Here is a 17,105-nt window from a genome sequence, read left to right as displayed (position 1 = left end):
AATCTCCGCCCCGCAAACCCGAAGATCCGCAGTCCGAAGGAATCTGGCAACCCCTCAAACACCAACCCGAGACACAAAGACTCGAACCAGAAGTTCAGGGGCGGTCAGCCGCAAGCCCGATCTCCACTCCCCTTCCAGACCCTCTCAGGCCGGCCGGGGCGGCGCCGTGGCGCGCTGACTCGACATAAGTTACGCAGACTTTACCCTCAACACAAATCGGCTGGTCAGAGGGATTTCTGGGCGGTCAGATCGCACCGAACCGTCGAAGTGCTTCCTCGCGCTCGGCTTTGTGGTCGACGATCGGTTCCGGGTAGTCGTCCGCGTCGACATCCCCTACCCAGCGTCGGACGTACTCCCCCTTGGGATCGAACTTCTTGGCCTGCGCTTCCGGGTTGAACACCCGGAAGTACGGTGCCGCATCGGTTCCGGTGCCGGCTGCCCACTGCCATCCGTGGTTGTTCGACGCCATGTCGCCGTCGACGAGCTGGTCGAGAAACCACTCCGCACCCCACCACCACGGCAGGTGGAGGTCTTTCACCAGGAACGACGCGGTGACCATGCGAACCCGGTTGTGCATCCAGCCGGTCTCGGCGAGTTGTCGCATGCCGGCGTCGACAAGTGGAAAACCGGTACGCCCGGCCTTCCACGCCTCGAATCGTTCGTAGGCGTCGTCGTCGGTGTCCAGTTCGATGTCGTCGAATTGCCGATTCCAGTTGTGCCACAAGCTGTGTGGCCAATGGAAGAGCACGTCTGCGTAGAAGTCGCGGAAGGCGAGTTCGCGTAGATACGCCTGCGGCCCATCGCCTTTGGCGAGATCGGCGGCAAGCGTGCGCGGGTGGATGTTGCCGTACTTCAGGTATGCCGACATCCGGCTGGTCACGTCGGCGGCCGGATCGTTGCGGCCGGTGTCGTAGTGGGCGAGATCGTCGTCGACGAATTCGGCCCATCGGGCCAACGCGGCGTCCTCGCCGGCGGGGAAGGACAGCGTCGTCGGCGCCTCCGGGATCGTGATCCGGGCGGACTTCGTCACCTGCGACGGGTCAAGAACTGCGGAACCCGGAATCGAGGAATCGGCCGGTTTCCGCCAACCGTGTTGATGCCACCGGCGGAAGTACGGAGAGAACACCTTGTACGGTTCACCGTCATCCTTGGTGATCCGACCGGGCGAGACCAGATACGGGGAACCGGTGGCCTCCAGCGGGATCTCGCCGAGCGCCTCGGCGACGGCCTCGTCGCGGCGCCGGCCGAAAGGGGTGAAGTCCGCGGAGATGTGGACGGCCTCGGCATCTACGACTTTCGCGAGGCGCGGGATCTCCTCGTCGGGGCGTCCCCGCACGACGAGCAGTTTCCCGTCGAGCTTGGCATCGACCTCGCGGAGCGAATCGAAGAGGAATGCGAGTCGACGCTCCCCCGACGACTTCTCGAGCCGAGGGTCCACCACAAAGCACAGAAGGACCGACGAATCGTCGGTCCCTCTGGCTGTGGAAAGCGCCGGTAGGTCACTCAGACGCAGGTCGCGTCTGAGCCACACCAGGTTTGTGGACGTCAGCCCACTCCGAGCAGGTCGATGACGAACACGAGGGTCCGTCCCGAGAGCCGGTGCCCTGCGCCGGCCGGTCCGTAGGCCAGCTCCGGCGGAACGGTCAGCTGGCGACGGCCGCCGACCTTCATGCCGGGGATGCCTTCCTGCCAGCCCGGGATGAGCCGGTCCAGCGGGAAGTTGGCCGACTGGCCGCGATCCCACGAGGAGTCGAACTCTTCGCCGGTCTCATAGTCGACACCGACGTAGTGGACATCGACGACGCCCCCGCGAACGGCCTCGGCACCGTCGCCGACGATCAGGTCGGTGATGGTGAGGTCGGCCGGCGGAGGACCCGCCTGGAACTCGACTTCGGGCTTCTCAGTGCTGGTCACAGGACTCTCCTTTGAGTCGGGCGGTCAGTCGGTGTTCCGGGTGGTCGCGGCCCGACCCGGCGGGGCGATCGCTCAGCGATCACCCATCTGCACGTAGTCACGCTCGGTGTAACCGGTGTAGAGCTGACGCGGACGGCCGATCTTGGTGGTCGGGTCCTCGTGCATCTCACGCCAGTGGGCGATCCAGCCCGGCAGGCGACCCAGCGCGAACAGCACGGTGAACATCCGCGTCGGGAAGCCCATCGCACGGTAGATGACGCCCGTGTAGAAGTCCACGTTCGGGTAGAGCTTGCGCTCGATGAAGTAGTCGTCGGACAGCGCGACCTCTTCGAGGCCCTTCGCGATGTCGAGGAGTTCGTCCTCGACGCCGAGGGTTTCGAGGATCGAGTCGGCGGTCTTCTTCACGATCGCGGCGCGCGGGTCGTAGTTCTTGTAGACGCGGTGACCGAAGCCCATCAGCTTGACGCCGGCTTCCTTGTTCTTCACCCGCTTCATGAACTCCTTGGTGTCGCCACCGTCGGCGCGGATGGCGTCGAGCATCTCGAGCACCGCCTGGTTGGCGCCGCCGTGCAGCGGGCCCCAGAGGGCGTTGATGCCGCCGGAGATCGAGGTGAAGAGGTTCGCCTGCGACGAGCCGACGAGGCGGACCGTCGAGGTCGAGCAGTTCTGCTCGTGATCGGCATGCAGGATGAACAGCATGTCGAGGGCCTTGGCGACGTCCGGGTTGACCTCGTAGGGCTCGGCCGGGAAGCCGAAGGTCATGCGCAGGAAGTTCTCGACGAGGCTCAGCGAGTTGTCCGGGTACAGGAAAGGCTGACCGGCCGACTTCTTGTAGGCATAGGCGGCGATGGTCGGCAGCTTCGCCAGGAGGCGGATCGTCGACAGCTCGACCTGCTCGTCGTCCTTGGGATCGAGCGAATCCTGGTAGTACGCCGACAGGGCGTTGACCGCGCTCGACAGCACCGGCATCGGGTGCGCGTTGCGGGGGAAGCCGTCGAAGAAACGCTTGAGATCCTCGTGCAGCAGGGTGTGCCGCTGGATCTTGGTGGTGAAGTCCTCGAGCTGCGACGGTGTCGGGAGCTCGCCGTAGATGAGCAGGTAGCTCACCTCGATGAAGGTCGACTTCTCCGCGAGCTGGTCGATCGGGATACCGCGGTACCGCAGGATGCCGGCGTCGCCGTCGATGTAGGTGATGGCCGACTTGGTCGACGCGGTGTTCACGAAACCACCGTCGAAGGTGGTCAGATTTGTCTCGGCAAGGAACTTGCCGAGTGCAACCGAGTCGGTGCCCTCGGTGGCCTTCAGGATCGGGAGCTCCAGCTGTCCACCGGGGTAGGTGAAGGTCGCTGAGGCCGTGTCGGACGCCTGGTCGGCTGGGACTGTTTCAGCAGACACACGAACCCCTTATTCAGATCAGAGTTTTTGACAGTGTCCGGATAGGACACACAGGTACAAACTAGTCGCTTCTCAGCTCGCTTGCCCAAGGAGGGTCGGCGCCGGGCCTGGAGACGGTGACCGCAGCGACGTGAGCTGCGAATTCGGCAACCTCACGCCACTGATCGGTCGTCAGTGAGCGAACCGAATCCGGTGCCAGCGCGCCCAGTCGGTCGAGCTGGTGGACGATGCCTCCCGGGACGCTGTCGCCGGCCCCGATCGTGTCGACGACGTCGACGTTCCGGGCCGGCACGGTGACCTCGTCCTCGGCGGTGGTCACGGTGATCCCGGACGCCCCCGCGGTGGTGATCACCGCGGCGACACCGTCGGCGAGCCAGTCCTTCACAGCGCTCCCGCTGGGACCCTCACCCAGCCACGCCGCATCCTCGTCCGACAGCTTCACGACGTCGACCGACGACATCCAACTGCGGAAACGGCTCCGGTAGGCATCGGCGTCCGGGATGACGACCGGGCGAATGTTCGGGTCCAGCACGACGAGCCGTTGTTCGGTGCGGCAGCGCCGCATCAGATCCTCGTAGACGGTCGCCCCCGGTTCGAGCACGAGCGAGAGGGTCCCGAAGGTCACCGCCGCGACGGTCGGGGCGAGCGAACCCGGGTCGGTGACAGTGCGATCCGCTGTGCCCTGGACGTAGAAGGAATACTGCGCGGAGCCGTCGTCGGCGATGGTTGCCAGGGCCAGCGACGTCGGTTCATCACGGCGCTGCAGCATCGCCGTACCCACACCGGCACCCTGCAGTGCGCCGACGACCGCCCGGCCGTAGTTGTCGGTCGACACCGCCGACAGCAATGACACGGCACTCCCCAAGCGTCCCAGGGTGATCGCGACGTTGAAGGGCCCGCCGCCCAGCGCCGGCTGCAGCGGCGCCAGCGCCGCACCGGACGCCCGCTTCTCCTGCACCACGTCGACGAGCGCCTCGCCGCAGACGACGATCTCTCTCATGGCACTCAGTCTGCCATTCCCCCGGCGGTAGATTCGGTGCATGCGTGAGTTGCCGGCGGGCCCCGACGCGGTCGTGCTCGACTTCTCGGCCGACGAGTCCCCGTCGGCTGCAGTGCTCGACGCGACGGTCGCCCTGCGTGATGCGGTGGACCGGGGAGAGTTGCCGGAGGTCACCGATCTGGTGCCGAGTGCGCACACGCTGCTGGTGCAGGCTCGGCCGGGTCGTGGCGTCGACGAGCTGGGTGTGCGGCGGGCGTTGCGGCGCCGACGCCCCGGCATCGATCGCGGTGCCGGGTCGGCCGACGAGATCGTGATCCCCGTCCGCTACGACGGCGAGGACCTCGCGGATGTCGCTGATGCTCTGGACATCTCGCCCGACGAGGTGATCGGCCTGCACTGCCGCACGCGCTGGCGGGTGCAGTTCATGGGTTTCGCGCCCGGGTTCGGATATCTGGTCGCCGACGACCCGACACCACACCCGTTCGACGCGGTGGGCCGGCGCGCCGAGGCACGTACACGCGTCCCGCAAGGTGCGGTGGCGATCGCCGCCGGTTACAGCGCTGTCTACCCCAAGGAGAGTCCGGGCGGGTGGCAGTTGTTGGGCCGCACCGATGTTCGCCTGTGGGACGAGACGGCCGACCCGCCCGCACTGTTCGCGACCGGGCGGATCGTGCGGTTCGTCGACGCCGGGACGGGCAGCCGCGGATGACCGCCGTCACCGTGCTCGCGACCGGCCCCCTCGCGACCTTCCAGGATCTCGGGCGTCCCGGCTACGCCCATCTCGGCGTGCCCGCGTCCGGCGGTGCCGATCGCGGCTCGCTGACATTGGCCAATCGTCTTGTCGGTAACCACGAATCGGCGGCCACGATCGAGACGACACTCGGCGGCCTGCGCATCCGCGCGGAAGGCGACGTGCTGGCCGTGGTGACGGGAGCCGACACCGCCGTGCGCCACAACGGAGTTCCCGTCGGACTCGCCGCGACCGTCGTACTGCGCGAAGGTGACGAACTGGCTGTCGACCCGCCGACATGGGATCTGCGCAACTATCTCGCCGTTCGTGGCGGGTTCGACGTCGAGCCGGTCCTGGGGTCTCGATCGACCGACACCATGTCGGGCTTGGGACCGCCGGTTCTGACCGCGAATGTGACCGTGAAGGTGGGTGACGCCGCCGGCGAGTGGCCGCCCGTCGAGTCGGCGCCGGCGAACACCGCGCATCCGCGGGTCGTCGTACTCGAGGTGGACGAGGGACCTCGCGCCGACCTGCTGGCGGCGCCCGCGGATCTGTGTGCGGGGACATGGGTCGTGGGGGCCGACAGCAACCGCGTCGGCGTGCGCATCGACCGCGCCGAAACGTCGTCGTATCCCCTGCTGGCGCATCGGGAAGACGCGGGCGAAATGCGTTCGGAGGGCGTCGCACACGGCGCAGTCCAGGTGCCGCCGAGCGGACGACCCGTGCTGTTTCTCGCCGACCATCCCGTCACCGGCGGTTATCCCGTCGTGGCCGTTATGTCCGATGCCGCGGTCGATCTCGCGGCCCAGCTGGTCCCCGGTTCGGAGGTCCGCTTCCGAAGGCGCTGACGCAGGGGGTCCCGTCCAGGGCTCACGTTTGGGACCGCTGACCGTCGGGAACGCGGTGGACGTCCCCGAAATGGAGGTACCAACGTGAGCGATCCGTCTGTGAACGACCTGTCGACCGTGCAACTCGTCGAACGCCTGCAGAGTCAGACGACCACCCTGGTCAAGACCGAGCTGCAGAATGCGGTGGCGGAGATGAAGGGCAAGGGCACCCGGATCGGAGTCGGTGCGGGGATTTCCGGCGCGGGCACCCTGTTGATGCTCTTCGGTCTCGGAACGCTGATCGCCGCCGCCGTCCTGGGCCTGGCCAACGCAGTTCCTGCATGGCTTGCCGCCGTGATCGTCGGCGTGGCGTTGCTGGTGATCGGCGGAGCGGCCGCGGCCATCGGCGCCAAGCGTGCGAAATCAGCTGTCCCGCCCGCCCCCGAGCACACCGCCGAGAGCGTCCAGCGCGACGTCGCAACCGTGAAGGAGCACCTCTAGATGAGTGACACACAACCCGACCGGAATCCGGCCGGCGACCCGCCGCCGATCGAACAGCAGCGCGAGGAACTCGCCGAGACGGTCGACGCGCTGGCGGCCAAGCTCGACGTCCCGGCGCGCGTGAACACCGCTGCGTCGGAGACCGCTCAGACCGCGAAGGTGAAGGCCGAGGAGAACCGAACGACGCTGATCGGAGTCGCGGTGGCCGCGGTGCTCGCCATCGGCGCCGTCATCGTCGTCAAACGCCGTCGCAGCTGACCCCCGATTTACGAGGAGTACGACATGAGTGCCGTGTCCAAGACGTTCTACAAACCGCTCTCACTGGCGACGAGCGTGCTCGGCGGAATCGCCGCGGGCGCCGTGTTCGGCCAGATCTGGAAGCGGATCTCCGATGATTCCGAAGCCCCCGATCCCAAGGACCTCGACCGCAGCAACACCGAGGTGTTGGCAGCCGCTGCACTGCAGGGGCTCGTCTTCGGGCTGGTCCGCGCGGCCGTCGACCGGGCGGGAGCGCGCGGATACAAAGCGGTCACGCACGAGAGCCCCGACTAGGCCGATGGTTGACACCCACCTGAGACGAACCTAGGGTTCTGTCTCATGACCGAGGTACTGAACGACGCACAGAACACCTGTCCCGTTCACACCGCAGAGGACGCCCCGGCCGCGGCGAACTGCCCGGCCGGGCAGGCCTCGGGCGCCCAGTCCTCGGAAGACGGCTACGAGATCGATGCCTCCGGGGTCAAAGCCGCCCACGAGTACGAACCCCTCGGTCCCGACTCGCTGACCTGGCAGATCTGGGGTACCTGGACCGGCATGTTCCAGGGACTGTGGGCCGGCTCGATCCAGAACATGCACCCCAAGCTGGGTGCGGCCGTCTGGGACCACTCCGACTTCTTCGGCGAACGCTGGCAGCGCCTCATGCGTTCGCTCTACCCGATCAGCGGCGTCGTCTTCGACTCCGTCATCCCCGGCGCGAAGACCGGGCTCGAGGTGCGCGACTACCACAAGACGGTCAAGGGCACGATGGAGGACGGATCGCGTTACCACGCACTCGATCCCGACGTCTTCTACTGGGCACATGCGACGTTCTGGTACGGCAACGTCCGTCTGTGCGAGCGATTCGGCCCGTTCCTCACCGAGGATCAGAAACGCCAGCTGTTCGAGGAGTCCAAGGCCTGGTACGCCCAGTACGGCGTGTCGATGCGTCCCGTCCCGGAGACCTACGAGGATTTCCTCGAGTACTGGGACCACATGTGCCGCAACGTACTTCGTGACCACGTCTCAGTGCGCACGGTCCTCGACATCACGCAGCTGCCGCCACCGCCGTTCCTGAGCTTCGTCCCGAAGTCGGTCTGGGACAAATACCTCGTCCCGCAGAACCAGAAGCTGTTCATGTGGCTGACCACCGGCTTCTACGACGAGCCGATCCGCGAGATCCTCGGGCTCGAGTGGTCCGATGCCGACGAGCGTCGATTCCGCCTGCTGGGCAAGGGCATCAACCTCGTCATGCACAAGATGCTGCCGAAGCGCTTCCTGCGCCACCCGCGCCCGCGCGACGCCTGGGACCGCGTCAACGGCAAGGTCGCGAAGGACGCGCCCATCGTGCACACACCCAAGCGCAACCTGCCGCCGCTCGATCAACGCGACAATCCGATGCACTACTGCCCGGTGACCGCCGCTCGTCGGGCGACGTATCCGGCGGTGTTGACCGCGGACTAGATCCCGGGGAACTCTGCCGCGCCCGCGGCGCGCTCACGAGTTCCGTAGGCGCTCACACTTTCGGCGTGAGCGAGAACGGATGGAGTGAGCGAAACTCTTCGTGTGGCCTACTGCTGTCCCAAGCCTCGACGCATCGCATGGCGTACCCGTTCGGCTTCGCGCTGGGCGTAGGGGTTCGGCCGCCCGGCCCGTGAGCCGGCGAGTTTCGCGCCGATGTGCTCCCCCACCGTGATCGGCGAGTACCGGCTTCCCGCACCGACACACGACGGCAGAGTCGCGATCATCGCGTCGATGTTGCCGTCATGGAAGTAGGCGGCGGAGCGTCGGCGCTCGATCGCGCCGTCGACGATCGGCGGTTTCACCCGGTGCAGCGTCGACATCCACCGCTCGTTGGTCCAGCGGGCCATCAGGTCACCGAGATTGATCAGCAGTGCACCGTCTTCGGGGCTGATGTCCTGCCATCGACCTTGGCGGTCGAGGACCTGCAGACCTTTCACCTGATCCGCCCACAACACCGTGACGATGCCGTAGTCGGTGTGCTCCCCCATGCCCGTCAGCTCCCCGTCGAGATCGATCTCGCCGGGCGGGAGGGCGTAGTTGTTCATGCGCAGAACGTCGAGCGAGTGATCGGTGAAGCCCTCGAAGAAATCGGCGGGGAGGTCGAGGGCGTCGGCGAAGATTCGGGTCAGGGTGTGCGCGACGCGTCGTGCCTCGACGAAGTACGCCGACACCGCCGCCTCGAAATGGTCGACGGCCGGCCACGTGTTCGCTGCGTAGTGGTCCTCGGGAAGAGCGAGGTCGGGGTATTCGCGCGCTTCGACGCCGACGTTGAACGCCTCGAAGAAGTCGTTCATCCGGCCCGCCTGCTCGACGCCCAACGACAGCGACAACGACTCCGATTTCGGTGGCGCATAACCGCGGTTGATATCCGGCGGGGTGCGGTAGGCCTTCTTCACCTCCAGTGGCAGCGCGAAGAAATCGTCCATGACCGCGGTGAATTCCTCGATGACCGCAGGCGGGATCTCATGGCCGACGATCTGCATGAACCCCACCGAACTGGCGGCGTCGTCGACCTTGGCCGCGACGACGGCCCGATCGGCGGGATCACCGTTGCGGATGTAGGGCGAGATGTCGATGATCGGCACCTGAAAACCCTCGGTGGCGGCGGTCATGGCGTCCATGGTGACACCGAAACGTCAAAACCGCTGGCCAGACGACGAACGGGTCAGGTGCGCTGACCTGCCCGGTACTGGACGAAGGCCGGGATGAGCAGCGCGGCGATGATCGTCGCGATCACCACGGCGACGCCACCGAACGCCGTCGCCGCTGCGACGCCGATCGATGCCGCCGCGGTACCGTGCGCGACGTCGGCGATTCGCGGCCCGCCGGCGACCACCACGATGAACACGCCCTGCAGGCGTCCGCGCACCTCGTCGTTCGCGGCCTCGAGCAGGATGGTCTGCCGGAAAGCGGCCGAGGCCATGTCGGCGGCACCGCCGATCATCAGCAGGACCACCGCGACGACGAGCATCGGCATCGCCGCACCGTCGGCGAAGGAGACCGCGATGCCCGTGCCGGTGATCGCCAGACCCCAGATGATGATGCACACGATCACGGCCAGGCCCTGCCGTTCGACGCGTGTGACCCAGCCCGAGAAGATGCCGCCGACCACGGCACCCGCCGAGATCGCCGTGAACAGCAGGGCGAAAGCGATGCCGCCGCCCTCCGGTCCGCCGAAGTTCTCGTGCGCCATCTGCGGGAAGAGCGCCCGTGGCATGCCGAAGATCATCGCGATGAGGTCCACGAGGAACGACGCCATCAGGATCTTGTGGCCGGTCAGGTAGCGGAGGCCTTCGATCACCGATCGCAGGCCCGCGACCTTCGGCGCAGCGTCGCTCTCGGGCCGCAGCGACGGCAGCATCACGACCGCGATGAGTGTCGGCAGCAGGAACAGGGTGTCGGCGAAATAGAGCCACGAGTAGCCGAGGATCGGGATCAGCGCGCCACCGACGAGCGGTCCGGCGATCGCGCCCGCCTGCATGACCGTCATGTTCAGCGACAACGCCGCGGGCAGGTCTTTCGCGTCGATGAGTCGGGGCAGGACCGCGGTCCGTGTCGGCTGGTTGATCGCGAAGAACGCCTGCTGAACGGCGAAGAGCACCAGCAGGATCCACACGTTGTCGCCGCCGGCCGCGGCCTGCGCCCAGAACAGCGCGCTGCAGACGATGAGGCCGATCGTGCTGACGATCAGCAGAGTCCGACGGTCGACGACGTCGGCCAGTGCGCCGCCCCACAGTCCGAAGACGACGAGCGGGACGAGACCGAACACACCTGTCAGACCGACATATGCGGAGCTACCGGTGATCTCGTAGATCTGCGCGGGCACCGCGATGATCGTGAGCTGGGCCCCGATGACGGTGACGATGTTCGCGATCCACAGACGCCGGAAGTACTGGTTCCGCAGGGGCGTCGTGTCTGCGAGGAGCCGTGACATTCCCACGATGCTAGGAGGCCAGCAGGTGTGACCTCCGTCCGGTCCGTCAGGACCGCTACACATCCCCGCCGATCACGGGTGGTCCCGTCTCAGGGCTGCAACCGCTCGATGTGCCATTCGTGGTCGACGTGGGTGAGCCGCACCCGGTTGTGGAGACGGTTGGCGCGGCCCTGCCAGAATTCGACCTCAACCGGGTCGATGCGGTAGCCACCCCAGTCCGAGGGGACGGGGATCTCGTCGCCGGCGTCGAATCCGCCGTAGCGGTCGGCCAGATCTGCGGCCTTCTGCTCGAGTTCGAGCCGGCTGCCGATCGGCCGGGACTGATCCGACGCGGCGGCCGACAACTGCGAGCCGCGGGGTCGGAGCTCCCAGTAGGCCTGTGTCTCCTCGGCGCTGACGTGCGCGACAGGCCCGCGGAAATGAACCTGACGTTCCAGCGCGATCCACGGGAACGTCACCGACGCGTAGGGGTTGGCGGCCAGGTGCCGACCCTTGTCGGACTCGTAGCCGGAGAAGAAGACCACCCCGTTGGCATCGACACCCTTGCACAACACGGTGCGGGTCGACGGTCGGCCGTCGGCGTCGGCGGTCCCGAGGACCATCGCGTTGGGCTCGGCGATCCGGGCTTCGAGCGCTTCCTTCAGCCAGACGCTGAACAGGTCGAGCCACGGCGGATCGCCGCGTAGCCAGCTGGGGTCGAGGTTCTCGCGAATTCCGTCTGCTCCCGCCGCACGATCGCCCTCTCCGATATTGGGCGGAATACCTCCGCCGTAGCCGACGCGCATGTTCGGCAGATCGATCGAATCGAGCGGTTTCTCCAACACTCGCCTGAATTTACTCCGACGACATCGTTACTCCCTGGTACACGCAGGGCGTCGTGCTCATCTACAGTTCGATCTGGATCGACGCACGTGATTTCAGGACACAGTTGTCTCGAGTGAGGTGGTTGTCATGGCCAACGCAGTTCCCGAGGATTTCGTCCCAGGTCTCGAAGGCGTGGTGGCATTCACCACCGAGATCGCCGAACCCGACAAGAACGGCGGCAACCTGCGTTATCGCGGCGTCGACATCGAGGATCTCGTCGAGAACAAGGTGACCTTCGCCGATGTGTGGGCTCTCCTCGTCGACGGCAAGTTCGGCGACGGACTGCCCCCGGCCGAACCGTTCCCGCTGCCCATCCACACCGGCGACGTGCGCGTCGACGTGCAGGCCGCACTCGCGATGCTCGCCCCGATCTGGGGTTACGAGCCGCTCCTCGACATCGACGACGAGACCGCGCGCGAGAACCTGGCCCGCGCATCGGTGATGGCGCTGTCGTATGTGGCGCAATCAGCGCGCGGAATCCACCAGCCCGCGGTCCCGCAGCACGTCATCGACAAATGTTCCACCGTCACCGAGCGGTTCATGACCCGATGGAAGGGCGACCCGGATCCCAAGCACGTCGCCGCCATCGACGCGTACTGGGTCAGCGCCGCCGAGCACGGCATGAATGCGTCGACCTTCACCGCGCGGGTCATCGCCTCCACCGGCGCCGACGTCGCGGCGTCGCTGTCGGGAGCGATCGGCGCGATGTCGGGACCGCTGCACGGTGGCGCCCCGGCGCGCGTGCTGCCGATGATCGAAGAGGTCGAGAACACCGGCGACGCACGAGGATTGGTGAAGGGCATCCTCGACCGCAAGGAGGAGCTGATGGGCTTCGGACACCGCGTGTACCGCGCCGAAGATCCCCGCGCCCGGGTGCTCCGACGCACCGCCCAGGAACTCGGGGTACCGCGCTTCGAGGTGGCCGCCGCGCTCGAGCAGGCCGCACTCACCGAGCTCCGTGAGCGACGCCCCGACCGTGCGATCGAGACCAATGTCGAATTCTGGGCGGCCGTCATCCTCGACTTCGCCGAGGTCCCGCCGCACATGATGCCCGCCATGTTCACCTGCGGACGCACCGCCGGCTGGTGTGCCCACATCCTGGAGCAGAAGCGCCTCGGCAAGCTCGTCCGCCCCGCGGCGATCTACACCGGTGCCGCACCCCGCCGTCCCGAGGATGTCGCCGGCTGGGGTGACCTGGTGAAGCCGGGGCTGTAATCGGCGCAGCAGAATTCGAGCAGACTGGCCCCTGACCAAGGTCTGGCGCGGCGTGGTGAGCCATCAGTCAGCCGCTGTGCTGCATGGCCGGTCAACCCGGATGAAAGGCGTTCTGGGCTCGAGTAGCGATTCTCGGGAAGGCCCGCCGCAATAGTCCGAAATGCCGATTCCGGGAGCGCTCGGTAGCGCGTAAGCCGAGGTGGCCGGGAAGTGGCGTCCGCCACAACCCTAGAATTGCTGCCATGAGCGATTCCGCAACCGCACCCATCACCCTGCCCGCCGACCTGCTGCCGTCGGACGGCCGCTTCGGTTGCGGACCGTCGAAGGTGCGCCCCGAGCAGTTGCAGTCCCTCGTCGACACCGGCGCATCGGTGTTCGGCACCAGCCACCGTCAGGCTCCGGTCAAGAACGTGGTCGGCTCGATCCGTGAGGGTCTGGCCAACCTGTTCTCGTTGCCCGACGGTTACGAGGTCGTCCTGTCCAACGGCGGCACCACCGCCTTCTGGGATGCCGCCGCGTTCGGTCTGATCAAGCAGCGTTCGCTCCACCTCACCTACGGCGAGTTCTCGTCGAAGTTCGCGACCGTCGCCAAGAAGGCACCGTTCCTGGACTCGCCCGCGGTCATCTCCACCGATCCCGGTACCGCCCCCGACCCGGCCGCGCTGACCGCTGACGACTTCGGTGGCGTCGACCTCATCGGCTGGGCCCACAACGAGACCTCGACCGGTGTGTCCGTGCCGGTCGTTCGCCCCGCCGGCTCCGACGACGCGCTCATCGCCATCGACGCCACCTCCGGTGCAGGCGGCCTGCCCGTCAACGTTGCCGACTCCGACGTCTACTACTTCGCGCCGCAGAAGTGCTTTGCCTCGGACGGCGGCCTGTGGGTCGCCCTGATGAGCCCGCGCGCACTCGCCCGCGTCGCCGAGATCGCCGAGACCGACCGCTGGTGCCCGGAGTTCCTGTCGCTGCCGACCGCCGTCGACAACAGCAGCAAGAACCAGACCTACAACACCCCGGCCGTCGGCTCGTTGCTGCTGTTCGCCAACCAGATCGAGTGGATGAACAACAACGGCGGCCTCGACTGGTGTGTCTCGCGCACCGCCGACTCGAGCTCGCGTCTGTACCAGTGGGCCGAAGCCAGCGAGTACGCGACGCCGTTCGTCGCCGAGGCAGCCAACCGCAGCCAGGTTGTCGGCACCATCGACTTCAACGACGACGTCGACGCCGCGGCGGTTGCCAAGACCCTGCGTGCCAACGGTGTCGTCGACACCGAGCCGTACCGCAAGCTGGGCCGCAACCAGCTGCGTATCGGCATGTTCCCGGCCATCGATCCCGAGGACATCACCAAGCTCACCAACTGCATCGACTACATCGTCGAGCGCCTCTGAGCTCGGCCAGAACGGTCCGTCACCGGCGCGTCGCACCCTCGGGTCGACGCGCCGGTCGCGTTCAGGCGGACGGGTAGCCTGGACACCACAGACCACATACGACGCACCCATCGCTGGTGTCGCAACGGCCCCACGCGTTCTGAACTGCGGTTTTACCGCGTGTCCCACAGTGAATCGGCAGATCGGTGAGTTAATGTGACCCCAATGCATGAACCCACCGGAGGAGGAGCAGATGCGTGAGCTCCGCGTCGTCGGAGTGGAAACCGATGGTTCCCACGTCATCTGCCAAGACCCTCAATCGGGTGAGAAATTCCGGATCGCCTCCGACGAACGCCTTCGCGCCGCGGCCCGCGGCGACATCACCAGGCTGGGACAGATCGAGATCGAGATGGAAAGTGCATTGAGGCCACGAGAGATCCAGGCACGCATCCGCGCGGGTGCCTCCGTCGCCGAGGTCGCCGCCGCGGCCGGGGTGGGTGTCGACAAGATCGAACGATTCGCCCACCCGGTGCTCCTCGAGCGCAGCCGCGCCACCGAGCTCGCCGGAGCGGCCCACCCGATCCGGCATGACGGCCCGGCCGTCGCGACTCTCGCCGAATCCGTGGCAGAAGGTCTCGTCGCGTACGGGCACAACCCGGCGGACGCCGACTGGGACGCCTGGAAGGACGACGGCGGCTACTGGGTCGTGCAGGTCGCCTGGAGCGTCGGACGCACCGACAATCTCGCGCACTGGCGATACCAGCCCGGCACCCACGGCGGCACCGTCGACCCGCTCGACGACCTGGCCGACGAACTGACCCATCCCGAGACCATCGCGCCGCGGCGTCGACTCACTCCGGTCGCCGCACCGGAGGTCGCCGTCGAGACGACGTCCGCCGGGCGTGAGGAAGTCACCATCGACGCCAACTCCCTCATCGGTGCTCAGCGTGCACGGCAGGAACGTCGCACGGCGGACGACGACCACGGCACCGTCCCACTCGATTTCGGGTTCGGCGATGACGAGACCGACGAGCACGCTGCGCCGGCTCCAATCACCCCGATCTCCGCTCCCGTCGAACAGGCTCCCGTCGAAGCCGCCCCCGTCGTCGACGACGAGGAGCCCGCCGAACCCGCAGTCCGGGAGACCGCCGAAGCCGACGACGAGCCGGCGGCCGCCCAGCACGGCACTCCTGATTCGTCGGCGACCCGCGAACCGGGACCGGCCCACGCCGACCGTCCGCGCAAGAAGAAGGCCCGCAAGCCCGCCGTGCCCGCCTGGGAGGACGTCCTGCTCGGCGTACGTAGCAACGGGAACAGCTGATCGATGTCGGCACGCGCCGCCACCGTCTGGTTCATCGACTCCCCTGACCCGGCCGACGACCTCCGAACCGTCGTGCGCGCACCACGGCACGACCATCAGCACGCCCAGCAACTCGCGTCGAAGATCTACGGCGACAGCGTGCTCGTGCCGCTCGTCGACACCGACCTCGCGACCGCGGCTGCCGCGAAGGATCACCACGTCTACGCCGGGTTCTACGGCTCGCTCGCCGTGATCTCATGCTCACTGTTCGAGACGGCGACTCCCTCGATGCTGACCCGAACGTTGACCGCGATCCGACCGAGCAGTGTCACGACGTTGCTCTACACCGAACCCGAGACGTCGTTCGGTGCATTCGCACGATGGGAGTCGGGCACACTCCGACGTTCGTTCTCCGCCGACCCCGTGACCATCCACGAGGACGAGGGCCTCCCGTTCACCTTCGAGAAGCCGTTCTGGGGCGGCGAGTTCCCGCTCACCTACGCTGACGGCGTGCCAAACCAAGGTATGGCACTCCCCTTCCATCCGGCCCAGCTCGCCGAAGAGGCCAACCGGTCCTGGCTCGGGTTCCGCTACACCCATCCCCTCGCGCCCACGGACCTCGACCCGGCGGACATCACCGTCACCTGCTTCGCACTTCATCCCGCCGAATACGAGCCGACCGCCGACGATTTCGAAAGCTATCGGAGAGCCACCGCCGCGCGTGGTGCGGAACGGAGCGCTCCCGCGGGGGCACCTCGCAAGCGTGGACGGTTCCGGGAGTACTTCGGGTTCTAGGTCGACGACGATCGTCTGGTCACAACCTCTGAGGCTTGAGAGCGTTTGCGTGCGTCACCTATCCGCTTCCTGACGTGAGAGTGATTGCGTGCGTTGCCTCTCGCTCCCTGACGTGAGAGTGATTGGGTGCGTTACCCATCGCTCCCTGACGTGAGAGTGATTACGTGCGTTACCCATCGCTCCCTGAGGTGCGAGCGCAGCGAGCCTCGAAGGGCCGGCGACCATCCCTCGCGACTTCTCACCCACGCGGGTACGCGGCGGCAAGCAGTATTGAGGCGAGGGTGGCTTCGGCGTCGGAGGCGTTGCGCAGGTCGATGACCTCGCGTAGCTGTAGGCGTGTTTCATCGCCGGGCTCCGGTTGGGGTCCGTGGATTTCGTCGCGCACGTGTTGGAGGTGTTCGGCGAATCGGCGGGGTATGTCGGGTCGCCGGTTGATGCGTTCGGGGTTGGGTGGTGCACCGGGTTCGGCGTTGAGTCGCCAGGCGCAGCGCCCTTCGTCGGGTCCTTCACGCACCATGCGGGTGGTGTACTGGCCTGCCTGGTTCCCGACCATGCGGTTGTGTTTCGGGCAGGCGGGGGCGAGGTCGGTGATGTCGGTGAGTCCACCGTCGGCCCAATCGAGTTGGGCGTGGTGGATCTCGACGTGTGCGGCGGCGAGGTCGCAGCCGGGGGTGGAGCAGTTTTCGCCGTCGGGTCGGGCGAAGGACACCAGTCGTTGTTCGCGGGTGGCTAGGCGTTTGCCGCGTCCGAAGTACAGCGGGACTGCGGTGGCGTCTTTGAACACCGCCAGCCAGGGTTGGGCGTCGGCGGCCATGTCGATGAGTTCGGGGATGGGGATGAGGGTGCCGGTGGCGGTGGTGGCGAAGCCGGCTTCGCGGCGGAGGTCGTTGAGGTCGGCTTTGATGATCAGTTGGGTCGGTAACCCGCGGTGACTCTTACCCAGTAGCCCGTCCTCCAGTACCGCCTTCAACAGGGCGTTGAGGG

Annotated in this window: 18 protein-coding genes; 10 read left to right on the top strand and 8 right to left on the bottom strand. The window is 66.9% G+C overall.

What is annotated here, in order from left to right:
* Positions 1-244: 244 nt before the first annotated feature.
* The 4 genes from GONAM_RS18970 to GONAM_RS18955 all read right to left on the bottom strand — a co-directional run bounded on the left by GONAM_RS18970 (position 245) and on the right by GONAM_RS18955 (position 4,309).
* Positions 245-1,531 carry a cryptochrome/photolyase family protein gene (locus GONAM_RS18970; protein ID WP_006868374.1) on the bottom strand — a complete coding sequence of 429 codons (1,287 nt, stop codon included), beginning with the start codon at positions 1,529-1,531 and terminating at the stop codon, positions 245-247.
* A 14-nt stretch (positions 1,532-1,545) separates the two neighbouring features.
* On the bottom strand, positions 1,546-1,914 hold the full coding sequence (locus GONAM_RS18965; protein WP_005198205.1) for an FKBP-type peptidyl-prolyl cis-trans isomerase: 369 nt from the start codon (positions 1,912-1,914) through the stop codon (positions 1,546-1,548).
* 72 nt (positions 1,915-1,986) lie between these two features.
* Positions 1,987-3,309, bottom strand: coding sequence for a citrate synthase (locus GONAM_RS18960; RefSeq protein WP_006868373.1), 1,323 nt, complete (start codon positions 3,307-3,309; stop codon positions 1,987-1,989).
* A 61-nt stretch (positions 3,310-3,370) separates the two neighbouring features.
* The gene (locus tag GONAM_RS18955) at positions 3,371-4,309 is read right to left on the bottom strand and encodes a carbohydrate kinase family protein (protein ID WP_006868372.1); all 939 of its coding nucleotides are present in this window, start codon (positions 4,307-4,309) and stop codon (positions 3,371-3,373) included.
* 40 nt (positions 4,310-4,349) lie between these two features.
* On the opposite strand from GONAM_RS18955, the gene GONAM_RS18950 reads away from it, so the two are divergent.
* The 6 genes from GONAM_RS18950 to GONAM_RS18925 all read left to right on the top strand — a co-directional run bounded on the left by GONAM_RS18950 (position 4,350) and on the right by GONAM_RS18925 (position 8,086).
* A complete protein-coding gene (locus GONAM_RS18950; RefSeq protein WP_006868371.1) occupies positions 4,350-5,018 on the top strand; it encodes a 5-oxoprolinase subunit B family protein in 669 nt (222 codons plus the stop codon).
* Positions 5,015-5,887: a 5-oxoprolinase subunit C family protein gene (locus GONAM_RS18945; RefSeq protein WP_006868370.1), complete on the top strand. Its 873-nt coding sequence runs from the start codon at positions 5,015-5,017 to the stop codon at positions 5,885-5,887. Before GONAM_RS18950 ends, GONAM_RS18945 begins: the two co-directional genes overlap by 4 nt.
* Before the next feature lie 84 nt (positions 5,888-5,971).
* A complete protein-coding gene (locus tag GONAM_RS18940) occupies positions 5,972-6,367 on the top strand; it encodes a phage holin family protein (protein ID WP_006868369.1) in 396 nt (131 codons plus the stop codon).
* Complete coding sequence (locus tag GONAM_RS18935) at positions 6,368-6,625, top strand: DUF3618 domain-containing protein (protein ID WP_006868368.1); 258 nt, start codon at positions 6,368-6,370, stop codon at positions 6,623-6,625. It begins immediately after the preceding gene.
* Between the two features lie 24 nt (positions 6,626-6,649).
* Positions 6,650-6,919, top strand: a complete 270-nt coding sequence (locus tag GONAM_RS18930; RefSeq protein ID WP_006868367.1) for a DUF4235 domain-containing protein — start codon at positions 6,650-6,652, stop codon at positions 6,917-6,919.
* Between the two features lie 45 nt (positions 6,920-6,964).
* Positions 6,965-8,086 (top strand): oxygenase MpaB family protein, encoded by a 1,122-nt coding sequence (locus GONAM_RS18925; RefSeq protein WP_006868366.1) that lies wholly within the window; start codon positions 6,965-6,967, stop codon positions 8,084-8,086.
* A gap of 107 nt (positions 8,087-8,193) precedes the next feature.
* Here the strand turns inward: GONAM_RS18925 and GONAM_RS18920 are convergent, their stop codons facing one another.
* From GONAM_RS18920 to pdxH, 3 genes are all read right to left on the bottom strand, one after another.
* On the bottom strand, positions 8,194-9,267 hold the full coding sequence (locus tag GONAM_RS18920; protein WP_006868365.1) for an isopenicillin N synthase family dioxygenase: 1,074 nt from the start codon (positions 9,265-9,267) through the stop codon (positions 8,194-8,196).
* 44 nt (positions 9,268-9,311) lie between these two features.
* Positions 9,312-10,580 carry an MFS transporter gene (locus GONAM_RS18915; protein WP_006868364.1) on the bottom strand — a complete coding sequence of 423 codons (1,269 nt, stop codon included), beginning with the start codon at positions 10,578-10,580 and terminating at the stop codon, positions 9,312-9,314.
* 89 nt (positions 10,581-10,669) lie between these two features.
* Positions 10,670-11,365, bottom strand: coding sequence for a pyridoxamine 5'-phosphate oxidase (pdxH, locus tag GONAM_RS18910; RefSeq protein ID WP_282578788.1), 696 nt, complete (start codon positions 11,363-11,365; stop codon positions 10,670-10,672).
* A gap of 166 nt (positions 11,366-11,531) precedes the next feature.
* Here pdxH and GONAM_RS18905 point away from each other — a divergent pair, with 166 nt between their 5' ends.
* The 4 genes from GONAM_RS18905 (at position 11,532) to GONAM_RS18890 (ending at position 16,121) form a co-directional block, all read left to right on the top strand.
* The gene (locus GONAM_RS18905) at positions 11,532-12,659 is read left to right on the top strand and encodes a citrate synthase 2 (RefSeq protein ID WP_006868362.1); all 1,128 of its coding nucleotides are present in this window, start codon (positions 11,532-11,534) and stop codon (positions 12,657-12,659) included.
* A gap of 242 nt (positions 12,660-12,901) precedes the next feature.
* Positions 12,902-14,047, top strand: coding sequence for a phosphoserine transaminase (serC, locus tag GONAM_RS18900; RefSeq protein WP_006868361.1), 1,146 nt, complete (start codon positions 12,902-12,904; stop codon positions 14,045-14,047).
* 232 nt (positions 14,048-14,279) lie between these two features.
* A complete protein-coding gene (gene sepH, locus GONAM_RS18895; protein ID WP_040536952.1) occupies positions 14,280-15,347 on the top strand; it encodes a septation protein SepH in 1,068 nt (355 codons plus the stop codon).
* Between the two features lie 3 nt (positions 15,348-15,350).
* Complete coding sequence (locus tag GONAM_RS18890; RefSeq protein ID WP_006868359.1) at positions 15,351-16,121, top strand: DUF6928 family protein; 771 nt, start codon at positions 15,351-15,353, stop codon at positions 16,119-16,121.
* Between the two features lie 238 nt (positions 16,122-16,359).
* Here GONAM_RS18890 and GONAM_RS18885 read toward each other — a convergent pair.
* Positions 16,360-17,105 (bottom strand): HNH endonuclease signature motif containing protein (locus tag GONAM_RS18885; protein WP_006868358.1); only part of this gene is annotated, 746 nt, incomplete at its 5' end.

This window comes from Gordonia namibiensis NBRC 108229 (genome assembly GCF_000298235.1).
Taxonomy (GTDB): domain Bacteria; phylum Actinomycetota; class Actinomycetes; order Mycobacteriales; family Mycobacteriaceae; genus Gordonia; species Gordonia namibiensis.
The sequence above is the reverse complement of the archived record's forward strand: the minus strand, read 5'-3'. Positions and strand labels throughout refer to the sequence as shown.

Bases quoted from the DNA above. Each gene is read 5' to 3' on its own strand.
- GONAM_RS18945 (WP_006868370.1), top strand. From the start codon at position 5,015: ATGACCGCCGTCACCGTGCTCGCGACCGGCCCCCTCGCGACCTTCCAG.
- GONAM_RS18930 (WP_006868367.1), top strand. From the start codon at position 6,650: ATGAGTGCCGTGTCCAAGACGTTCTACAAACCGCTCTCACTGGCGACG.
- GONAM_RS18955 (WP_006868372.1), bottom strand. From the start codon at position 4,309: ATGAGAGAGATCGTCGTCTGCGGCGAGGCGCTCGTCGACGTGGTGCAG.
- GONAM_RS18920 (WP_006868365.1), bottom strand. From the start codon at position 9,267: ATGGACGCCATGACCGCCGCCACCGAGGGTTTTCAGGTGCCGATCATC.
- GONAM_RS18925 (WP_006868366.1), top strand. From the start codon at position 6,965: ATGACCGAGGTACTGAACGACGCACAGAACACCTGTCCCGTTCACACC.
- GONAM_RS18905 (WP_006868362.1), top strand. From the start codon at position 11,532: ATGGCCAACGCAGTTCCCGAGGATTTCGTCCCAGGTCTCGAAGGCGTG.
- pdxH (WP_282578788.1), bottom strand. From the start codon at position 11,365: ATGCGCGTCGGCTACGGCGGAGGTATTCCGCCCAATATCGGAGAGGGC.
- sepH (WP_040536952.1), top strand. From the start codon at position 14,280: ATGCGTGAGCTCCGCGTCGTCGGAGTGGAAACCGATGGTTCCCACGTC.
- GONAM_RS18935 (WP_006868368.1), top strand. From the start codon at position 6,368: ATGAGTGACACACAACCCGACCGGAATCCGGCCGGCGACCCGCCGCCG.
- GONAM_RS18890 (WP_006868359.1), top strand. From the start codon at position 15,351: ATGTCGGCACGCGCCGCCACCGTCTGGTTCATCGACTCCCCTGACCCG.
- GONAM_RS18950 (WP_006868371.1), top strand. From the start codon at position 4,350: ATGCGTGAGTTGCCGGCGGGCCCCGACGCGGTCGTGCTCGACTTCTCG.
- serC (WP_006868361.1), top strand. From the start codon at position 12,902: ATGAGCGATTCCGCAACCGCACCCATCACCCTGCCCGCCGACCTGCTG.
- GONAM_RS18915 (WP_006868364.1), bottom strand. From the start codon at position 10,580: ATGTCACGGCTCCTCGCAGACACGACGCCCCTGCGGAACCAGTACTTC.